Origin of the sequence: Atlanticothrix silvestris CENA357, from assembly GCF_016056295.1 — a bacterium.
GTDB lineage: Bacteria > Cyanobacteriota > Cyanobacteriia > Cyanobacteriales > Nostocaceae > Atlanticothrix > Atlanticothrix silvestris.
Map to the genome: position 1 here is coordinate 14,756 of NZ_JAECZB010000097.1, position 19,756 is coordinate 34,511.

A 19,756-nucleotide genomic window follows, 5' to 3' on the forward strand; every position below is an offset into this window, starting at 1 on the left:
CTAAAGGCTGCGATCGTTTATCCATACAATCTCAAATTTAAAATAGAATGGCAGACTGGTTAGAGCATAGTGTGCAGGTAGAAGTAGAAGCTCCTATAGAGTTAGTATGGAGCCTCTGGTCTGACTTGGAGCAAATGCCCCGTTGGATGAAGTGGATCGATTCAGTGAAGATTCCACCAGATAATCCAGAAATTTCTCTTTGGAAACTTAGTACTGGTGGGCTAGATTTTACCTGGAAATCTCGCATCCTCAAAGTTATTCCCAATCAAATTATTCAATGGAAATCGGTTGATGGTTTGCCAAATCAGGGAGCGATTCGCTTCTATGATCGCCACGGTAGTAGTATTGTCAAAATGACTATTTCTTATGCTATCCCTGGCTTTATTGGCAAACTCATGGATAACTTGTTTTTGGGACGGGTGGTGGAATCAACTCTTCTGGCTGACTTGGAAAGGTTTAAAGAATACGCTTTGAATATCAAGTCTAATAGCTAAGGCAGTTGTTTAACTACCGTCGGCAAGTTGGCATGACAAAAAAATTGAACTTATGCGGCGTTACACACTGTAAATTCGAGGAGTGGATCGCCTGCAAATTCATAAGCAATAATTATAGATTTAAGGCTTCAAATACTAGGTTTATCTCAACTAATTATTATTTTGCCTTGAGAAAGCTAATCAGCTGTTTTTAAAGTAATTAATGGATTCGCTTGCGATCGCTATTTTATCCTTTGATTTAGCGAGGCTACCCTTATATACATTAATTAGCATACTTGTCAAGTAAAAGTGGCAAGCTAATAATTAAAGCTATCAGCTATCAGCTGTCAGTTAAAAATTTTCAAGCTGACAACTGAACGCTGATAGCTACTTAGGCCATTTGATTTTCAATCGCCCACCGAGCTAATTCAGTGCGGTTGTGGAGATTGGTTTTGCCCAACATGTTGGACACATGGCTTTCAACTGTACGCTGACTGACATTTAATTCTTCAGCAATTTCTCGGTTAGCTAAACCCCTAGCTACAAACTGCACTACTTTCAGTTCGGTTGGGGTTAACTGCACATCAAAGGGTACTTGAATGCGGGAACCGTTTTCTCCTCCTTTAGCTTGGTGTTCTTTCCAGCGGATAGTTTGCTTCAGCGAAGATTCTACTTGTGCTACGAGTTCTTCAGGTTCAAAGGGCTTGACCATATATACATCAGCACCTTTATTCAGACCTTTAACTCGGTCTGCACTTTGTCCTTTGGCTGAAAGGAAGAGAACGGGAATCCAGCCGGTACGTTCGTTTTGCCGGACTTGTTCTACAAAAGTGTATCCGTCCATTTCCGGCATCATCACGTCACAGATGATCATGTCTGGAACGTCTTGTTCTAAAACTTCCAGAGCTTCTCGTCCATTTTCCGCAGTGATGACTTCATATCCTCTGAATTCTAAGTAGTCCTTCACCAGCAAGATGAGGTTAGGGTCATCATCAATCAATAGAAGTCGTTTGTGATCTTTCATGCTGGGCTCTTTCATAGCAGTGGCACTTGTCGCGCTTCGGTCCATCAAAGTCTTGAATGGTTATCCTTTATGGTGGATTATTGAGATGTTGTCCTTTTCCCCACTTAACTTGCCTTTGCGTCCTCGAAGTCTCAAAAGTGGTTATTACTTTCTATGAGACTACCAGATCATCGGCAAAAGTCCAGTAAGGATACGTAGAGCAGTAGTATTTACAATGCGTTATTATATATCCCTTTGAAAGTGTCGGGTGAAAAAACACTGATTAAATAATAATCCTTCTAGCTCACAAGTAAGTATTGGCTCAAGATGACCCTAGCTGCAAAACAACCCACACTTTCATTGGCTTACTGCTTTACCATATCCTTTGAATGTTAAGCCTCTAGCAAAGTTCACAAGCAAGTAAGGGAGTTTCCGGCAAAAGATGGGTAAAAATATGTATTCTTTAACCATCATTATGCCTATCAAGGTTCTTGGATAATCCGCTCAGTAACTTCCGGTTTTGCTTGGCGATACCAGACACCATCCGGGTAAACAACTATTATCGTTCCAGAACCACAAACTCGCAAGTAATTGGCTTGTTTCTCGGAATGCAAAGGGGAAAGCTGGCTTGCAGCTGACCGAGATCTAGCTTTTTCAGGATTCCCAGGATTCTAGACTAGCTTGCTTTAAACAGTTGTTAGTAAATGTCTGGTCAGGACAAATAAAAAGCAAGTTGCTGAATTTTTGCAATTCCTAAAGTTTCTACGCAATTACTTCAAGGCTTTGTCATTTAGGGATTTAGTAGTTTTAGGGATTTGACGGCTGCACTGGATCACTGTATTGTTACTCATCGAGCGGCTCCCTGATTACAGTTCTATAACAATTTCCCCGCTTTGCAAATAAAGTTGACCATATAAAAATATTCGTAACTTACGGAACAGAACCCGAAAATTATCAATAATTAAGTATTTGTACTTAAGTAGACCTGCGATCGCCTAGTTCGGGAACCCGTACACAAGCAATTATTGCTATTACATGCTGCTGTTAGGTAAATTAGCACTCAGGAGTTGAGAGTGCTAACTCTGGAGAAAAATTTTTATGGCAGCTGTATCTCTAAGCGTTTCTACAGTTAAACCTTTGGGCGATCGCGTTTTCGTGAAAGTGAGCGCCTCTGAGGAAAAGACCGCAGGTGGTTTGTATTTACCCGACACCGCTAAGGAAAAGCCCCAGGTAGGGGAAGTAGTCGCCCTTGGCCCTGGCAGACGTAACGACGACGGTAGCCGTCAGGAATTGGAAATTAAAGTCGGCGATAAGGTGTTGTACTCCAAGTACGCTGGCACCGACATTAAGCTCGGCACGGAAGAATATGTACTGCTTTCTGAAAAAGACATTTTGGCAGTCGTCATCTAATAGGGACTAGGGACTAGGGACTAGAAAAAAATTTCCCAATTTTCAATGCCCAATGCCCAATGCCCAATGCCCAATTCAAAACAAAATTGACTTACTCTCTGAATTAAGACACCTATGGCAAAGCGCATTATCTACAACGAAAACGCCCGTCGTGCTTTGGAACGAGGCATGGACATATTGGCTGAGGCTGTAGCTGTTACCCTTGGCCCTAAAGGTCGTAACGTAGTTCTAGAAAAGAAATTTGGCGCACCACAGATTGTGAATGATGGTGTAACCATTGCCAAAGAAATTGAATTAGAAGACCACATTGAAAACACTGGCGTAGCTCTGATTCGTCAAGCTGCTTCTAAGACTAATGATGCTGCGGGTGATGGTACTACAACTGCCACAGTTTTAGCTCACGCGATCGTCAAAGAAGGTTTACGGAACGTTGCAGCAGGTGCTAACGCAATTTCGCTGAAACGCGGTATTGATAAAGCCGCTAACTTCTTGGTAGACAAAATTGCTCAACACGCTCGCCCCGTAGAAGATTCTAAAGCTATTGCCCAAGTTGGTGCTATCTCAGCTGGTAACGACGAAGAAGTCGGTCAGATGATTGCTCAAGCAATGGATAAGGTAGGCAAGGAAGGCGTAATTTCCCTAGAAGAAGGGAAATCTATGTTTACCGAGTTAGAAATCACTGAAGGGATGCGCTTTGATAAAGGCTATATCTCTCCTTACTTCGCAACTGATCCTGAACGGATGGAAGCGGTTTTTGATGAGCCTTATCTGCTGCTGACCGATAAAAAAATTGCTTTAGTACAAGACCTAGTACCAGTGCTAGAACAAGTTGCTCGTGCTGGTCGTCCTTTGGTAATTATTGCCGAAGATATTGAAAAAGAAGCTTTAGCAACCTTAGTAGTGAACCGTTTGCGCGGTGTACTGAACGTTGCTGCTGTGAAAGCTCCTGGCTTTGGCGATCGCCGCAAAGCTATGCTAGAAGATATTGCCGTCTTGACTGGTGGTCAATTGATCACCGAAGACGCTGGTCTAAAGCTAGATAATACCAAGTTGGAAAGCTTGGGCAAAGCCCGTCGCATCACCATTACCAAAGACAACACCACAATTGTTGCTGAAGGTAACGAAGCTGGCGTTAAGGCTCGTGTCGAGCAAATTCGTCGTCAAATCGAAGAAACCGAATCTTCTTACGACAAAGAAAAACTTCAAGAGCGTCTTGCTAAACTTTCTGGTGGTGTCGCTGTAGTGAAAGTCGGTGCAGCGACCGAAACTGAAATGAAAGACAAGAAACTGCGCTTAGAAGACGCAATCAACGCTACTAAAGCTGCTGTGGAAGAAGGTATTGTTCCTGGCGGTGGTACAACTCTGGCTCACCTAGCTCCCGATTTGGAAGAATGGGCAAAGAGCAACCTCAAGGATGAAGAATTGATTGGTGCTTTGATTGTTGTTCGCGCCTTACCTGCACCTCTGAAGCGGATTGCTGAAAACGCTGGTCAGAATGGTGCTGTTATCGCTGAACGCGTTAAAGAGAAGGATTTCAACATTGGCTACAACGCTGCAACCAACGAATTTGTTGATTTGTTAGCTGCTGGTATTGTTGACCCTGCCAAAGTGACTCGTTCTGCTCTGCAAAACGCTGCCTCCATTGCTGGTATGGTGTTGACAACCGAATGTATCATAGTTGACAAGCCTGAACCTAAAGATGCTGCTCCTGCTGCTGGCGGTGGCATGGGTGGCGGCGACTTCGATTACTAATATTCTGTAGTCAGATAAGTTTTAAAAACAGCTGCCTTCCTTGTGGAAGCAGCTGTTTTTTTGTGGGAACCGGGAATATTGCAAAGGTATGAAAATAAAAGTCCTAGATTTGCTTGCGCTTACAATAATCCCTCAGTCCGAGTTCTGTACATATACCAACTATGATTGCTAGTTCTTCAGACAAAGGCTCAGGTAAATGAGATTTTGTTAAATAATTAGCTATGAGTCCTAAAGTAGAAGGTAAAGCCATTCTCAGGAATTCATTATCACATACAATTTTTTGATATTGCTCATCTACCAAATTTAAAACTAAAGTTGAATCTTGCCCACAACGATCCGCTAACTTTGTAATCGCCGCTTCTAAATTTCCTCCACACGACTCAAGAACATTAAGGACATCTAAAACACCAGGGTAATTTGAGTATTCACAGCGAAATTTTTTTATTTCTGCAACTGCGACTATAGTCATAGATTAATTTTTGACAAAGAGTTACTATGAAAGTCTAAATTGTATTTTTACAATCAACTTCAGCAATATCCCTTATTTATGTTTTTAAAATATTTTTACAAATGCACTGCATTAACTGTAAATTCTCCATTTTGGCGATCTTGATTTTCAACATTGGTTAAGAAAATCATCCGGCTGAATACCAGCTTGCTTTAAAATTGCACGTAATGTTCCCTCTGGCATATCACCAGAATGATTGGGAATAGTAGTATAACGATTAGTCTCAGGATTAAACCAGATTTCATGACTTCCTGCGGCTTGGCGATGAAAAACAAAGCCAAAGGTTTTTAAGATTTTAATAATCTGTCTGTAGCTAAATCCAGCGAGCCGACCCATGAATATACTACTGACCTACAACTAAAGGATAGTTAAATTGTTCAGCTATTGGTTGCAAATAATCTAGTTCTTGCTCCTGAGATTGTGCTTCGATTAACTTACATGCTACATCGCGCGCAATTTCTAAAGTTTCAGCAACAGTCTGTCCTTGAGCTACTAAACCTTGAAGTTCATCAGATGTTGCCAAATAAACGCCTTCTGGTAATTTTTCAATGTGGATGTTTAATAATCTTTCCATTTGCTATACAAAGTTGAAACATATTTAATTACTTTAATATTTATCATAACTCTTTTCTAAACTTAGGTTATCGCACCATTTTATCCTTCCATCTATCAAAAGTTTTTCTTTGCGTCTCTGCGCCTTTGCGTGAGATTATTATCCATTAGTTAAGTTAGCAAAAAAATAATGTTGACTTTATAAATGACCTGCAACTCTCAAACAGCAGAAGGCTGGCATGGCAAACTTAATTTAGTCTACGCCGATCGCCTAAATACCACCCAATTAATTTACAATCACCATCAAGCACCGCTAAAGGTACAACGCCCATTTTATCCAGAAGGTCGAAAAATTTGTCACAGCGTAATTTTACATACAGCTGGGGGAGTTGTGGGAGGCGATCGCCTATCCTCTAACATTCACCTCCAACCCGATGCACAAGCCTTAATCACCACAGCCACCGCCAGTAAAATATATCGCAGTAATGGTTTGCAAGCTAGACAAACCATCGAAATACAAGTTGATGCTGGTGCTTGTTTAGAATGGTTGCCACAGGAAACAATTTTATTTAATGGTGCGATTTATCGGCAAGATTTACGGGTAGAATTAGCAACCGGAGCTAATTATTTAGGCTGGGAAATTACTCGGTTTGGTCGCAGTGCTAGAGGAGAAAAATTCTTGCAGGGAGAATGGCGATCGCATACCGAAATTTGGCAGCAAGGCGTTCCCTTGTGGATAGATCGGCAATGGCTACCGGGTGGCGAAGATATTTTCCATAGTCCCCACGGTTTATTTAGAAAACCAATAGTGGGTAGCCTAGTTTGGGTTGGAAGTCCTGTTTCAGCAGAAATCATCGAAAAAACACGAAATTTGTGGAATGGTGAAGGCGAAGCAGGGGTTAGCCAATTACAAAATGGATTTTTGTGTCGATATCGTGGTTCTTCTACAAGTGAAGTGAGAAACTGGTTTATTGATGTTTGGCAAATGCTGCGAGTTGATTTTTTGAGTCGTGGTAATTGCATACCAAGAGTTTGGCAGGTTTGAACCGCAGAGGCGCAGCGAAAAGTTGTCAGTAGGAGCCACTGCTTTGGGCGGGTTCCCCGACTTGTAGCAAGTGGCGTTGGTTTCCCTCCGTAACAAACTTTTCAAGACAGAGAACACAGAGAAGGAGAGAATAATGCAACTTACGCCCCAGGAAAAAGATAAGCTGCTGATTTTTACTGCTGCACTATTAGCAGAAAGACGTAAAGAAAGAGGTTTGAAACTGAATTATCCAGAAGCAATTGCTTATATTTCTGCTGGTATTTTAGAAGGTGCAAGAGATGGGCAAACTGTAGCAGAATTGATGAATTACGGTACAACGTTATTAACACGCGATGATGTAATGGAAGGAATACCAGAAATGGTGCATGAAGTACAGGTAGAAGCAACTTTTCCTGATGGCACAAAGTTGGTAACAGTACATAATCCAATTCGTTAATTTGGAAATTTTTAATTTATTATGATTCCTGGGGAAATTATTACACCAACTGGTGAAATTGAATTAAATGTTGATCGTCCAACTATCAAATTACAAGTATCTAATACAGGCGATCGCCCGATTCAAGTCGGTTCTCATTTTCACTTTTATGAAGTCAACGCTGCTTTAAATTTTGATAGAGAACAAGCACGAGGAATGCGTCTTGATATCCCCGCCGGAACCGCAGTCCGTTTTGAACCAGGCGACGAAAAAGAAGTGACATTAGTTGCTTTAGTTGGTAGTCGTCAAGTCTATGGTTTCAACGGTAAAATTAATGGTTCTCTATAGCTATGGAAATGGAATGGTACAATGAACCACCTGTTTGGGAAGTAATAGATGAAGCGATCGCTATCACTTCTGGTGCAAAAACAGATTTTTGGCGGGAAACCCACTATGGCTTCATTAGAGATAATGGTCACTTTTTTTATCAACAAGTTCAAGGTGAGTTTATTGTTGAAGTAAAGGTCAGTGGTGAGTATCAAGAGTTGTACGATCAAGCTGGATTAATGGTACGTTTAGATGAATTTAATTGGTTAAAATGTGGAATTGAATTTGTCAATAATGTGCAACAAGTTAGCGCTGTGGTAACACGCGACTATTCAGATTGGTCTGTTGTACCGATGCCACATAATCCGCCTGCGATTTGGATGCGTGTAACTCGATGTGATACGGCTGTAGAGGTGCAATACTCTTTAGATGGCACTGATTACCAAATGCTGCGGCTAGCGTATCTAACTCCAGTGAAAACCGTAAGTGTAGGCATAATGTGTGCCTCACCTGAAGGAAATGGCTTTCCGATGAGGTTTGAAAAATTCCAAATTCGCAGTTTGTAAGGAGTAGTTATGAGTTACAGAATGGATCGCCGTGCCTATGCCGAAACCTATGGGCCAACAGTAGGCGATCGCGTCCGGCTTGCAGATACAGAATTATTTATAGAAGTTGAACAAGACTTTACTACCTACGGCGATGAAGTGAAATTTGGCGGCGGTAAAGTTATTAGGGATGGAATGGGACAATCACCTATTTCTAATGCTGATGGGGCGGTAGATTTAGTTATTACTAATGCCTTAATTCTTGATTGGTGGGGTGTTGTCAAAGCAGATATTGGCATTAAAGATGGCAAAATTTTCAAAATTGGTAAAGCTGGAAATCCTTATATTCAAAATAATGTAGATATTATTATTGGCCCTGGAACTGAAGCCTTAGCAGGAGAAGGAATGATTCTCACGGCTGGCGGAATTGATAGCCACATTCATTTTATTTGTCCCCAACAAATTGAAGTGGCGATCGCTTCTGGTATTACTACGATGATTGGCGGTGGTACTGGCCCCGCTACAGGTACAAATGCCACTACCTGCACTCCTGGCCCTTGGAATATTTACCGGATGTTACAAGCTGCGGATGCTTTTCCTGTGAACATAGGGTTTTTGGGCAAAGGCAATACTAGTCAACCCCAAGGACTTGTAGAACAAGTGCAAGCTGGTGCAATGGGTTTAAAATTGCATGAAGACTGGGGAACTACATCCGCAACAATTGATACTTGTCTTAGTGTTGCCGATGAGTATGATGTACAGGTAGCGATTCATACAGACACCCTCAACGAAGCTGGATTTGTGGAAAATACGATCGCCGCTTTCAAAAATCGTGCCATCCACACTTACCATACTGAAGGTGCAGGCGGCGGACACGCGCCAGACATTATCAAAGTTTGCAGCCAAACTAACGTTTTGCCATCTTCCACCAACCCCACGCGCCCTTATACTGTCAACACTTTAGAAGAACACCTGGATATGTTGATGGTATGCCATCACCTCGATTCGGGGATTCCTGAAGATGTCGCCTTTGCCGAATCCCGTATCCGCCGGGAAACCATTGCCGCCGAAGACATTTTGCACGACTTAGGCGCATTTAGTATGATTGCTTCTGATTCTCAAGCAATGGGACGAGTAGGTGAGGTGATAATTCGTACTTGGCAGACATCCCACAAAATGAAGATACAACGGGGAACTCTTAACCCACAAGGAACAGACGAAAAAGCAGACAATTTTAGGGCAAAAAGATATGTAGCTAAGTACACTATTAATCCTGCAATTACTCATGGAATTGCCCAGTATGTAGGTTCAGTAGAAGAAGGCAAACTTGCAGATTTATGTTTGTGGCGACCAGCGTTTTTTGGTGTGAAGCCAGAGATAGTAATTAAAGGCGGCATGATTGCATGGTCACAGATGGGTGATGCCAACGCCAGTATTCCCACACCGCAACCAGTGCAGATGCGACCGATGTTTGGCAGTTTTGCCGGGGCGCGTCACGCCACATCCTTAACCTTTGTTTCGCAAACAGCTTTAGAAAGAGACATTGCTGCACAATTGGGTTTGCAAAAAGCAGTAGTTGCGGTTTCCGGGACACGCCAATTGAGTAAACGGGATATGAAGCTAAATGATGCTTTACCTCACATTGAAGTAGATCCCGAAACATATCAAGTTAGGGCAGATGGAGAGTTGCTAGTTTGTGAACCCGCAACATTTTTGCCAATGGCGCAAAGGTATTTCTTGTTTTAAGGATAATTACCCAAAAAACAAAGCATCAAGGCGATAATATTACAGTTTTGCTCTGTATATTTCTTACTTCATGCTTTGTCTTGCCTAGGAGTATTTTACTGTTAGTGCATTTCGTCGTATTGCGGGGTTTCAACTCTTCTTGCTTCTACATGAGAAGGGGGCAGAAACTCAGTGCGACGTACAGGGGCTAAAGGTGGCGTGTGGCTTTGGTATGGGTGAATTACTTGCACTGTACGGCTAGGACGCTGCCGTGGCGAGAATAAAGCCAGTACACCAGCAACAACAACGCCACCACCAATAGTTAGAGTCGCGCCTCCCACTGCCCAGACAATCGGTGAAGACCACCAAGGAGTTTGAGGTTGTAGGGCTTCTGGTAAAGCTTTCGGCTGGGCGAGTTGTGCCTGTTGCTGATTGATGTAAGTCTGTAATTGACTCTGAAATTGTTGATTTTGCGCTCTCAGCTGCTCGTTGTCGGTTTTTAAACGCTCCAACTGCATGGTTACACGTTCCATTTCCACGCGTTGTTCAGGATTAGGAGCAGCAGGGGGCTGAGGCTGGGGATTAGGATAATATGGTGATTGCCCGTAAGGATACATTGGTTGCTGCATTTGGGGCGCTACCATCGTCGCTGGTATTTGCGGAGAAACAGCGAAGTTAGATTGCAGGGGAGTATTTGTCCCCTTAAGTAAAACAAGAGCCGCCAGCCCAGCTACGGCGACTCCGCCGATGAACGCCATACTTTCACTCATCGCTTTTGTCCCTCAAGCGCGACGTAACTATAATTAATTTGTGACTGACTCACTCTCACACTCATCTTTTTTCGCCTACTCAACTTCACATATAACTCAAACTATAAGCGACCGTATCAGCTAGTTTTTTTACAGCCTTATATCTGCTGTTAATATTCAAGACTATATCCGTCAAATTGTCCACCAACCAAGGGTAAAAAAACTGCGCTGTTATACTTTTTTAATCTACTTTTTCTCAATCATCAAGAGGAGTATTCTTGCTACCGTCCGTTTTTTTGATGGCTGCTTTGAGACTTTGACAAAATTCAGCGATCGCATTTAGTCCCTGTTCTGGTGTTCCTGTGGCTAACCGCTTTACAAAAGCACTACCGACGATCGCCGCATCTGCTCCCCATTCTCTCATTTGCTGGGCTTGCGATGCTTCGGAAATTCCAAAGCCGACTCCGATGGGTTTATCAGTAACGCCACGAATTTTTTGTAATAAATCTGGCACCCGTGCTTCTATCTGCGATCGCATCCCAGTGACACCTGTAACACTAACCAAATAGATAAATCCTTGAGAAGCACGAGCAATCGCTTCTATTCTTTGGGCAGAACTGGTGGGAGCAACCAACAAAGTCAAATCAATTCCTATTTTACTGGCTGGTTGTAGCAAGCCTGCGGCTTCTTCTAAAGGTAAATCAGGTACTACTAATCCAGCGACCCCAGCGGCGGCGATTTGCTGAAGAAATTTGTCAATTCCTCGATGCAAAATTGGGTTGTAGTAGTTAAACAGAATAATAGGCGATCGCAACTTGGGAGTAGTTGCTTGGAGCATTTCCAGTACTTGATCCAAGTTTGTACCTCGTTGCAAGGCGCGGGTAGCAGCGGCTTGAATCACTGGGCCATCCGCCAGAGGATCAGAGTAAGGAACACCAAGTTCAATGATGTCGGCTCCATTGCGATCTAGAATTTGCAACGCTGCTGCTGTTGTTGCTAAATCTGGATCGCCAGCGGTAATAAATGGAATCAAAGCGCATTCTTGATTCCTTCGTAGGGTTTCAAAGCGATCGGAAATTGCAGTCATTTGTTAGTGGTCAGTGGTCAGTGGTCAGTGGTCAGTGGTCAACAACTCCTATATTCTTGACTCTTGACTTTTGACTCATAGATGATCACTTTACAACTTCTTAAGCAGAAAGCCTACTAGTACAGTGCAGCATCATTACGAATTACGAATTACGAATTACGAATTACGAATTACGAATTACGAATTATGAATTATTTTAGTCCTCCAATCCGCTAAATAATTTTGCCAACACAACATTAGAAAATAAAAATCCCTCTGGGTCACTCAACCGCAACCTACCGCCGATAATTTTTACCCAACCTTTTTCAAAGTAAGGCTCTAAAAGCTTCTGAATCTTCTTTACTTTCTCTTCTCCAAACTCCTCAGCCAAAATGGATAAACTCACACCTTCCGCTAAACGCAACCCCAACATTAAGGTTTCTAACAAAATCTCATCTGGTGGTGTCACTTCACAATTAATTACGCCACCATTAGTAATCAAATCTTGCACCCACTGGTAATATTCTTTAGTTTTACGTGGGCGAGTAAAGCGTTTACCCTGGACATAACTGGCTGCACCCATACCAAAGCCGTAATAAGGTTGATTTTCCCAATAAACTCGATTATGCCGACATTGATGGCCAGGTTGAGCATAATTAGAAATTTCATAATGCTCATAACCTGCATTGGTCAAAACCCGCTGCCCCATTTGATACATTTTGACTGTGGTTAAATCTGTGGGCAAAGGACTGTCACCAGGTTTGTAGTAACGACCAAAAGCTGTCCCAGGCTCAATAGTGAGGTCATATATGGATATATGAGTCGGTGCAATTGTCACTGCTTTGTCTAGGGAATCTTGCCATTGATCTAAAGACTGATGCGGCAACCCAGAAATTAGGTCTATGCTAAATTCGGGAATCTCGACTTGGTGGATTAGTTCCACAGATGCAAGAATATCTACCACTGAGTGCGATCGCCCAGCAACTTGCAATAATTCTTCCTGAAAGGCTTGTACACCTAAACTTACCCGGTTCACACCTACGCTACGGTAGCCTGTTATATGTGCTAAATCAAATGTGCCTGGGTCTATTTCCATTGAAATTTCTACTCTAGGAGCAATCCCAAAACGCTTTTCTAGCGCTCCCACTATACGTTGCAACTGCTCTATTGATAGCAGCGATGGAGTACCACCACCAAAAAAAATTGTCTTCAGTGGTTGACCACAGGCTGGTGTGATCGCAATTTCCTCACATAGCACATCAACATATTGAGAGATAGTACCAGATGTTTCACCACGTGAGCGATCGCCCACTATAAACACGGGAAAATCACAATAAAAGCACCGCCGTCTGCAAAAAGGAATATGTATATAAGCAGAACTTGCAACGCTAGAAACATTAACTTTTTGAGTCATTGTAAAAAAGAAGGAAATTAATCCAACGAAAGAATTAAAAATAAGGAAAATAAATAGTTTTTTACAAGTTTTTATCGTTTTGCAACAAAATTAGGAAAAATATGAAGAGAAAACACTTTGGTTATAATATTTGCAGATATTCCCTGCTTAAAAGCCTAGTGTAAGTCAATATTGATTAATCTCTATATACAGGTTAAATGAAAAATACTTGACTTTATCGGGTAAAACAGTCGCAGGAAAACAAGACAACCATGCTTGACGCTATTATCATTATCTCATTTATCCTTGCAGCATCGGGAATAGGGTTCTACAGCATCGAACTACTACCCAATGGCTCGCTAGATCGGGTAACAAACATAGAAGCTTTACGCTTAGTTGTTGCCGTTTTTGCCGCTATTATTGGTGGTGCGATCGGGCTAAGTTTTCAAACGACATACCGTCGCCTAGAAGCACAAGTCCGAGATATGCCGCTGGAAATGATCTTAACTCGCGCCATTGGCTTAGTAATTGGGCTATTGCTAGCTAACTTAATGCTAGCTCCACTATTTCTCCTACCCATCCCGCCAGATTTTGGATTTATTAAGCCTCTAGTGGCAGTTGTCGGCAGTATTATACTTGCTGTCACTGGCATGAATTTAGCAGATACTCATGGGCGAGGCTTATTGCGGTTTATTAATCCCAATACCGTGGAGACAATGGTAGCGGAAGGGACATTAAAACCCGCCAATACCAAAGTTTTAGACACTAGCTGTATTATTGATGGTCGTATTGAAGCACTCCTAGAAACAGGTTTTCTAGAAGGAGTGATTATTGTGCCACAATTCGTATTGCAAGAATTGCAACAAGTAGCTGATGCGAGTAAAGACCAAAAGCGGGTGCGGGGAAGGCGTGGGCTAGAGATTCTTAACCGTGTTAAAGAAGCTTACAGCGATCGCATCTTGATCAACCCTGTTGATTACGAAGATATTGCCACAGTAGATGCCAAATTAGTACGCTTTGCCCAAGAGATCAATGGTACATTGCTAACCAATGATTACAACTTGTCTAAAGTAGCCAGCGTACAAAAAGTACCTGTTTTGAATGTTAATGACCTCGTGAATGCCGTTCGTCCTAGTTATCTACCGGGCGACAACTTGGATTTAAAGGTTCTCAAAGAAGGTAAAGAACCTAGTCAGGGTATTGGCTACCTGGATGATGGTACTATGGTCGTTGTTGAAGAAGGCAGTAGCTATGTAGGTGCTGAAGTGCGAGTAGTAGTCACCAGCGCTTTACAAACCTCAGCAGGACGAATGATTTTTGCCAAACCCCAAGCTTCAGCATTGGCATGAGGGAAAATGTCAAGTGCAATTCAAATTAAATTGTGCGATCAATCGGTGCAGGTTTACTGCACCGATTATTTTTTGAGGTTTAAGAGAATTAGTCAAGCAAGCGCAGACAAAATTCATTAGCCTTAATCGCTTCCTAATTCTGCTTGTAACTGCTCCATTGATAATCCTGTAATTGTCGCTATCTGTTCTAGTGGCATACCCGTATTAATGAGATTTTTTGCCACTCCAAGTAAAGCTTCGGCTTTACCTTCGGCTTTACCTTCAGCTTTACCTTCGGCTTTACCTTCAGCTTTACCTTCGGCTTTACCTTCAGCTTTACCTTCGGCTTTGCCTTCTTCTAAAATTTCTTGATAAATTACTGATTCACGCATAATGTCTGATCTGATAATTTTTCTAATGACCTCTTTATCTAATACTAAACCAGCTAGAATTGCTGTGGAAGCAGCCAGATTACTTTGAGTTCTTAATTCTGTCATATTATTAATTTGTCGGACTACATTGGTAAGTACAGATTCTGGCTCAACTGTGCTACTCAATACTGCAAGCGGTAAAAGTCCGGGCGTTCTTAAAAATATCTCTGTTGGTTGTTCCCAAAGCCTTATAACTTGAAATTCATGGCGTGTCTGAGGAATAGTAAATGTATTTTGCCGAACCAAGTCTGAATTTGTTGACTTAAGATAAATCACAACTTGATGCATTGCCTTTTGAGGGAAGCGACGATAAACGCGAACGCGATAATCTAGCATCCGAAAGGGGATTTCAGCATTAGCCTGAGTTTGAAACTCTAAATGCAATACATTTTGTGCTGACTGTAGTAAAAGTAATGCATCGGCACGTATGGGTTCAAGGGACAACTCTTGGGGACTTAGTTCAGTTAAGGTGATGGGTTCTCCTAACAACCAAGTGGCGAAGTCAGTAGAGAAGTTTTCAGCCAAAAATTTGCAGATGTTGTCAAACATTCTGTGATTTTATCATAAGCAATACAGCATAGAAACCATAATCTAAAAGGGCTAGAGCTAATATTTGAAAATTTAATGCAGACTTTTTAAACTGTTTAGGAACAGCAGAATCAATCTAGGAACTTCTCAAAATGATAAAAATATTTTTCGAGGCTAAGGCTGCCTGTAGAGAAGTTAAATTAGACTTTATATCTGTTGGAGGAGCTAGAGGATCTGCTGGAGTTATACTCGGATCAACTGGAACTGATTTTTTATCAGGCTTGGTAGGCGGACTAGGTACATTCAGTAATTGATCTGAGGAAAGCTCCCACTGACCATTACGTAAAACAAAAGTGAACAGATGATCTGTGTAATATTCTGTTGTATTAGGAGTATCAAGAGGCATAATGGACAAGTCATAATCGTGAACAGTTTTTTCTGTTGCCTCTAAAGTTGCTGTATCTCCATTTATTTAAATATTTTCTACCTCCAGCATTGTCTGAAAGCCTCTAAAACCAATTTTACGAGCAGTTAAAAATTTTCGACGCTCCAATATTCTTTCAAAGTGTTTGATGAGCGCTTCTCTTACCCTTAAGGCGCGGGGATTGCGACTTAAAGCAGTTTCAATATTACCATTAACCAAAATATCATTCTCTACCTTTAAAGTAGCTTCGGCAATACTGATCAGTTCGGTTTCTGTCTTTTTGCGTGATGCCAATGTCTGTACATTATTATTCTGATTATTTTGGGCTTGTACTATTTTTGTTACTATAATTACGCTGGTTAATAATAGACTAGCTGTCAGTAAAATAACTTTAGGTTTCAATATTTTTCCTGTTTAAAAAATACATCTTATTTAGATTATACAAACAGTTATTTTTTCTATATAAACATAAATACTAGTATTTTAAATTATGAGACTTATTATGCCTTTATGTTCTTGCAAAAAACAATTACCTCTGCAAAGAAGCAGACATTTTAATAACAGGCGGACAATACACTCCTTTGACCAGCTATTCTTGTAAAACTGTCTTTGATACAATCCTAGTTTTCTTCAAATCTGCTTGTGAAAGTTGTTCTCCAGCTTGTAGGCGAGTGACGGAAGATTGCAAAACTGTAGCTGCACCAGTATCTCCGATTTGTAAGGCAGTTTTAGCAGCTGTTTGCAACATAGTAACTGCACCAGTGCGATCGCCTTGTTGTAATTTCGCTTCAGCTAACTGAGTTTGACGATACTTTGCTAATGCCAAAATAGATTGTTGCACCTGTGCATTCACAGCAGGTTGATATGCCCTTACCACATTTGCATAGACAGGAACCATCGGGGAAACTAGACCCTGCTTATTTACTGCTGGGTCATCGTAGCGGATTTGCAAATGTCCAATGACCTGTTGTCCTTCTGGTAGCTGTCCCAGATAAATATTAGCTAAAACTACCCGTTCCACATCTTGCATCAAATCTCCCAAGCGCACAATAAAACCTCCATGCGCTTCTTGTTGCACTGATAACTCAATCGTATCTGGGTAAACTTGAGCAATGGGTTTGAGTTCTGCTAATCGCACATTAGGCACTAAAGACAACAGCAAATAGGCGTTAGTTAGCCCCACCGATTGAATGCGCCTAAACAAACGGCTAAATTCATCCACTGCTTGTTCAGGACGCTCAATATGAGCTAAAGTCCCACCACCAGCATCGGCAATTTTTTCTAAAAGATCCTGGTTCCAGTCATTACCAAAGCCGAGAGTGTTAATAGTCAGATTGATTTTAGCTGCCTTATGAGCAAGTTCGAGACAGCGCTTATCGTCGTCTTTGCCTAGTTCCCACTTCCAAATCCGCAAACTACTTTCACCATGACCATCTGTGAGCAGGAATGCTTGGGAAACTGCGCCTTTCGTCCCCTTCATCAATTCTGTAATTCCCTGTTGCAAACCTTCAGCAATTACCGTACCACCACTAGCCTTGAGTTTCTTTTTAATTTGAGATTTGATGCTTTCGAGATCGTTGATGATTTGGTTGGGGATAATGACTTGTGCAGCACCAGCAAAGGCGACAACAGAAATGCGATCGCCTGGCTGCAATCTATCCAATAATTGTTCCACTGCCTGAATCACAGTTGATATTGGTTTTCCATGCATGGAACCACTTTGATCAAGAATCAAGCATAAATTTAGTGGCAAATGCTGATCAAGTTCACCAGCGTTAGCCGAAATTGTGATCGCTAATTGACGTTGATTACTCAATTGAGCCACATCAACATTAGTATCATTTAGTGTCGATAGCAGTTGAACTTTCATTGAGGAGGGGTATCTTGCAACACGGTTTTTGAGACAATTCGGGTTTTCTTGCGATCGCTTTCGGATAAATCTCCACCAGATTGGAGTTGAGTAGCAGAAGTTTGTAACACCGTCGCTGCACCAGTATCTCCCATTTGCAGAGCTGTTTTGGCAGCAGTTTGCAACATTGTGGCAGCACCAAAACGATCTCCTTGTTGCAATTTCGTCTCCGCTAACTGGGTTTGTCGATATTTGGCTAATGCTAAAATAGACTGCTGCACCTGGGAATTGATATCTGGTCGGTAATCCCTAACTACATTGGCGTATACAGGGATATTGGGCGTGAATAACCCACTTTGATTTAGGGTAGGGTCATCGTAGCGGACTTGGACATTGGCGATCGCTTGTTTACCTGCTGGCAACTGTCCTAAATAAATATTAGCTAAAATCACCCGTTCCACATCTTTCATTAAATCTCCCAGACGGACAGCGAAACGTCCATCAGCTTCTTGCTGTACTGGTAGCTCAATTGTATCTGGAGCAACTTGAGCAATAGGTTTGAGTTCTGCTAGGCGGATATTGGGCATCAAAGAGAGCAGTAAATAACCATTATTCAACCCCACCGTTTGCATTCGGTTGAACAAGCGACTAAATTCATCCACTGCTCGTTCTGGTTTTTGAATATAAGATAAAGTACCCAGACCGGCATCAGCTATTTGTTCTAAAACATCTTGGTTCCAATTGTCACCAAAACCCAAAGTGTTCAAAGTCAAATTATAGCCAGCAGCCAGTTGGGCAAATTTCAAACATCGATTGTTATCACCATGTTCATTTTCCCCATCAGTTAACAAAAATGCATGGGAAATTGTTTCTTTTTTTCCCTTTGCTAACTCTTCAATACCTAAGCGTAAACCTTCATCAATCGCAGTCCCACCATCGGCCGCCAGACGGTTGATTTGCTTTTTGATTTTCTCTGGTTCTTCAATAATTTGATTAGGTACTAAGACTTTGGCTCTGTGATCAAAAACTACAATACTCAAGCGATCGCCAGGTCTAAGTCTGTCAACTAATTGGTTCGCCGCTTTTTTGACAGTTTCTAGCGGTCGTCCATTCATAGAACCACTGTGGTCGAGAATTAAGCATAAATTAAGTGGTACATTCCGGTCGAGATTTTCGGCGATCGCAGAAACCGAAATTGCCAACTGACGTTGACTACTCGGTTGGTTCGCGTCCAAATTACCATCATTCAGGACAGGCTGCAAGTTAACTTTCATAACCCAAATTTCCTAGTTAAGATATACATATTTCTAAATAACTTCAAACCGCAACATCAGCGCTACGGAAAACCTAGCCAATACAGAATCCATTAATAATTTTCGGATAATATATTCAGAATATCTTAGTAGCTACTTATTGGCAGATCCTCAGCCCCCTAGAGTATTAGAGAGAAATCCGCACTTGAAGAGAGCTAGCATCACGCTAGGATGTATTACAGTTAACGGCATAGTTTCAGGCGATCAGTTGCTATGGACATTTCCCCCATCAAGGCTGTTCAAGCCCCTTATTACGGTGATAACTTTTACCGGACACCGCCGCCAGATTTGCCTTCCTTACTATTAAAGGAAAGAATTGTCTATCTTGGAATGCCACTGGTGCCAGCTGTCACGGAATTGATCGTGGCCGAACTACTGTATTTACAGTCCGACGACCCCGAAAAGCCAATTAAAATCTATATCAACTCGACCGGAACCTCCGGTTATAGTGGCGATCCCATTGGCTTTGAAACAGAAGCTTTCGCCATATTCGACACCATGAAATACATCAAGCCTCCCATCCACACTATCTGTGTTGGTTCGGCGATGGGTATGGCAGCGATGCTCCTCAGTGCTGGCACAAAAGGTTGTCGCGCCAGTTTGCCCCACTCCAACATTATCCTGCACCAGCCCAAAAGCTACGCCCAAGGTCAAGCAACGGATATTCAAATTCGGGCTAAGGAAGTTCTGGTAAACAAAACCGCGATGGTCGATATTTTACATCGCACCACCGGACAGCCTCCAGAAAAAATTACCAAAGATATGGATCGGCTGTTATACATGACACCCCACGAAGCTAAGGAATACGGTTTGATTGACCGAGTTTTTGAAAAAGAAGAACTCGCCAATCCACCCCTACCTGCTAGTGTCCTTTAATTTGTTAGTTGTTAGTTGTTAGTTGTCAGTTGTTTTTTACTATT

22 protein-coding genes are annotated in these 19,756 nt (G+C 41.9%); 10 read left to right on the forward strand and 12 right to left on the reverse strand.

Annotated elements, in window-relative coordinates:
• Positions 1-47: 47 nt before the first annotated feature.
• On the forward strand, positions 48-494 hold the full coding sequence (locus tag I8751_RS25535; RefSeq protein WP_214441894.1) for an SRPBCC family protein: 447 nt from the start codon (positions 48-50) through the stop codon (positions 492-494).
• Positions 495-864: 370 nt separating this feature from the next.
• On the opposite strand, the gene I8751_RS25540 is transcribed toward I8751_RS25535, so the two are convergent.
• The gene (locus I8751_RS25540) at positions 865-1,542 is read right to left on the reverse strand and encodes a response regulator transcription factor (protein WP_214441895.1); all 678 of its coding nucleotides are present in this window, start codon (positions 1,540-1,542) and stop codon (positions 865-867) included.
• A 1,032-nt stretch (positions 1,543-2,574) separates the two neighbouring features.
• Between I8751_RS25540 and groES the strand changes: the two genes are divergently transcribed.
• Positions 2,575-2,886 (forward strand): co-chaperone GroES, encoded by a 312-nt coding sequence (groES, locus tag I8751_RS25545; RefSeq protein WP_214441896.1) that lies wholly within the window; start codon positions 2,575-2,577, stop codon positions 2,884-2,886.
• 114 nt (positions 2,887-3,000) lie between these two features.
• Positions 3,001-4,638 (forward strand): chaperonin GroEL, encoded by a 1,638-nt coding sequence (gene groL, locus I8751_RS25550; protein WP_214441897.1) that lies wholly within the window; start codon positions 3,001-3,003, stop codon positions 4,636-4,638.
• A gap of 103 nt (positions 4,639-4,741) precedes the next feature.
• On the opposite strand, the gene I8751_RS25555 is transcribed toward groL, so the two are convergent.
• The 3 genes from I8751_RS25555 to I8751_RS25565 all read right to left on the reverse strand — a co-directional run bounded on the left by I8751_RS25555 (position 4,742) and on the right by I8751_RS25565 (position 5,720).
• On the reverse strand, positions 4,742-5,107 hold the full coding sequence (locus I8751_RS25555) for a hypothetical protein (RefSeq protein WP_214441898.1): 366 nt from the start codon (positions 5,105-5,107) through the stop codon (positions 4,742-4,744).
• A 147-nt stretch (positions 5,108-5,254) separates the two neighbouring features.
• Positions 5,255-5,482 carry a type II toxin-antitoxin system HicA family toxin gene (locus tag I8751_RS25560; RefSeq protein ID WP_214441899.1) on the reverse strand — a complete coding sequence of 76 codons (228 nt, stop codon included), beginning with the start codon at positions 5,480-5,482 and terminating at the stop codon, positions 5,255-5,257.
• Between the two features lie 7 nt (positions 5,483-5,489).
• Complete coding sequence (locus I8751_RS25565) at positions 5,490-5,720, reverse strand: type II toxin-antitoxin system HicB family antitoxin (RefSeq protein ID WP_214441900.1); 231 nt, start codon at positions 5,718-5,720, stop codon at positions 5,490-5,492.
• A 183-nt stretch (positions 5,721-5,903) separates the two neighbouring features.
• Here I8751_RS25565 and I8751_RS25570 point away from each other — a divergent pair, with 183 nt between their 5' ends.
• From I8751_RS25570 to ureC, 5 genes are all read left to right on the forward strand, one after another.
• The gene (locus tag I8751_RS25570) at positions 5,904-6,743 is read left to right on the forward strand and encodes an urease accessory protein UreD (protein WP_214441901.1); all 840 of its coding nucleotides are present in this window, start codon (positions 5,904-5,906) and stop codon (positions 6,741-6,743) included.
• Positions 6,744-6,876: 133 nt separating this feature from the next.
• Positions 6,877-7,179: an urease subunit gamma gene (gene ureA, locus I8751_RS25575; protein WP_214441902.1), complete on the forward strand. Its 303-nt coding sequence runs from the start codon at positions 6,877-6,879 to the stop codon at positions 7,177-7,179.
• A gap of 21 nt (positions 7,180-7,200) precedes the next feature.
• The gene (locus tag I8751_RS25580) at positions 7,201-7,506 is read left to right on the forward strand and encodes an urease subunit beta (protein ID WP_214441903.1); all 306 of its coding nucleotides are present in this window, start codon (positions 7,201-7,203) and stop codon (positions 7,504-7,506) included.
• An 8-nt stretch (positions 7,507-7,514) separates the two neighbouring features.
• Entirely contained in the window at positions 7,515-8,051 is a 537-nt protein-coding gene (locus I8751_RS25585) for a DUF1349 domain-containing protein (RefSeq protein WP_214441904.1), read from the forward strand.
• Between the two features lie 9 nt (positions 8,052-8,060).
• Positions 8,061-9,776, forward strand: coding sequence for an urease subunit alpha (gene ureC / locus I8751_RS25590; protein WP_214441905.1), 1,716 nt, complete (start codon positions 8,061-8,063; stop codon positions 9,774-9,776).
• 101 nt (positions 9,777-9,877) lie between these two features.
• On the opposite strand, the gene I8751_RS25595 is transcribed toward ureC, so the two are convergent.
• The 3 genes from I8751_RS25595 to hemW all read right to left on the reverse strand — a co-directional run bounded on the left by I8751_RS25595 (position 9,878) and on the right by hemW (position 12,984).
• Positions 9,878-10,525 carry a heterocyst differentiation related protein gene (locus I8751_RS25595; RefSeq protein WP_214441906.1) on the reverse strand — a complete coding sequence of 216 codons (648 nt, stop codon included), beginning with the start codon at positions 10,523-10,525 and terminating at the stop codon, positions 9,878-9,880.
• Between the two features lie 235 nt (positions 10,526-10,760).
• The gene (gene trpA / locus I8751_RS25600; protein ID WP_214441907.1) at positions 10,761-11,591 is read right to left on the reverse strand and encodes a tryptophan synthase subunit alpha; all 831 of its coding nucleotides are present in this window, start codon (positions 11,589-11,591) and stop codon (positions 10,761-10,763) included.
• A gap of 196 nt (positions 11,592-11,787) precedes the next feature.
• The gene (hemW, locus tag I8751_RS25605) at positions 11,788-12,984 is read right to left on the reverse strand and encodes a radical SAM family heme chaperone HemW (RefSeq protein ID WP_214441908.1); all 1,197 of its coding nucleotides are present in this window, start codon (positions 12,982-12,984) and stop codon (positions 11,788-11,790) included.
• A gap of 251 nt (positions 12,985-13,235) precedes the next feature.
• Here hemW and I8751_RS25610 point away from each other — a divergent pair, with 251 nt between their 5' ends.
• Entirely contained in the window at positions 13,236-14,312 is a 1,077-nt protein-coding gene (locus tag I8751_RS25610) for a PIN/TRAM domain-containing protein (RefSeq protein ID WP_214441909.1), read from the forward strand.
• 122 nt (positions 14,313-14,434) lie between these two features.
• On the opposite strand, the gene I8751_RS25615 is transcribed toward I8751_RS25610, so the two are convergent.
• The 5 genes from I8751_RS25615 to I8751_RS25635 all read right to left on the reverse strand — a co-directional run bounded on the left by I8751_RS25615 (position 14,435) and on the right by I8751_RS25635 (position 18,797).
• Complete coding sequence (locus I8751_RS25615) at positions 14,435-15,271, reverse strand: Rpn family recombination-promoting nuclease/putative transposase (protein WP_214441910.1); 837 nt, start codon at positions 15,269-15,271, stop codon at positions 14,435-14,437.
• Positions 15,272-15,386: 115 nt separating this feature from the next.
• Positions 15,387-15,656 carry a hypothetical protein gene (locus I8751_RS25620; RefSeq protein WP_214441911.1) on the reverse strand — a complete coding sequence of 90 codons (270 nt, stop codon included), beginning with the start codon at positions 15,654-15,656 and terminating at the stop codon, positions 15,387-15,389.
• A gap of 66 nt (positions 15,657-15,722) precedes the next feature.
• Positions 15,723-16,076, reverse strand: a complete 354-nt coding sequence (locus tag I8751_RS25625; RefSeq protein ID WP_214441912.1) for a hypothetical protein — start codon at positions 16,074-16,076, stop codon at positions 15,723-15,725.
• A 187-nt stretch (positions 16,077-16,263) separates the two neighbouring features.
• Positions 16,264-17,544 carry a vWA domain-containing protein gene (locus I8751_RS25630; RefSeq protein WP_214441913.1) on the reverse strand — a complete coding sequence of 427 codons (1,281 nt, stop codon included), beginning with the start codon at positions 17,542-17,544 and terminating at the stop codon, positions 16,264-16,266.
• Positions 17,541-18,797: a vWA domain-containing protein gene (locus tag I8751_RS25635; RefSeq protein WP_214441914.1), complete on the reverse strand. Its 1,257-nt coding sequence runs from the start codon at positions 18,795-18,797 to the stop codon at positions 17,541-17,543. The genes I8751_RS25630 and I8751_RS25635 overlap by 4 nt, the downstream gene beginning before the upstream one ends.
• Before the next feature lie 252 nt (positions 18,798-19,049).
• Here I8751_RS25635 and I8751_RS25640 point away from each other — a divergent pair, with 252 nt between their 5' ends.
• Positions 19,050-19,712, forward strand: coding sequence for an ATP-dependent Clp protease proteolytic subunit (locus tag I8751_RS25640; RefSeq protein ID WP_214441915.1), 663 nt, complete (start codon positions 19,050-19,052; stop codon positions 19,710-19,712).
• Positions 19,713-19,756: the final 44 nt, after the last annotated feature.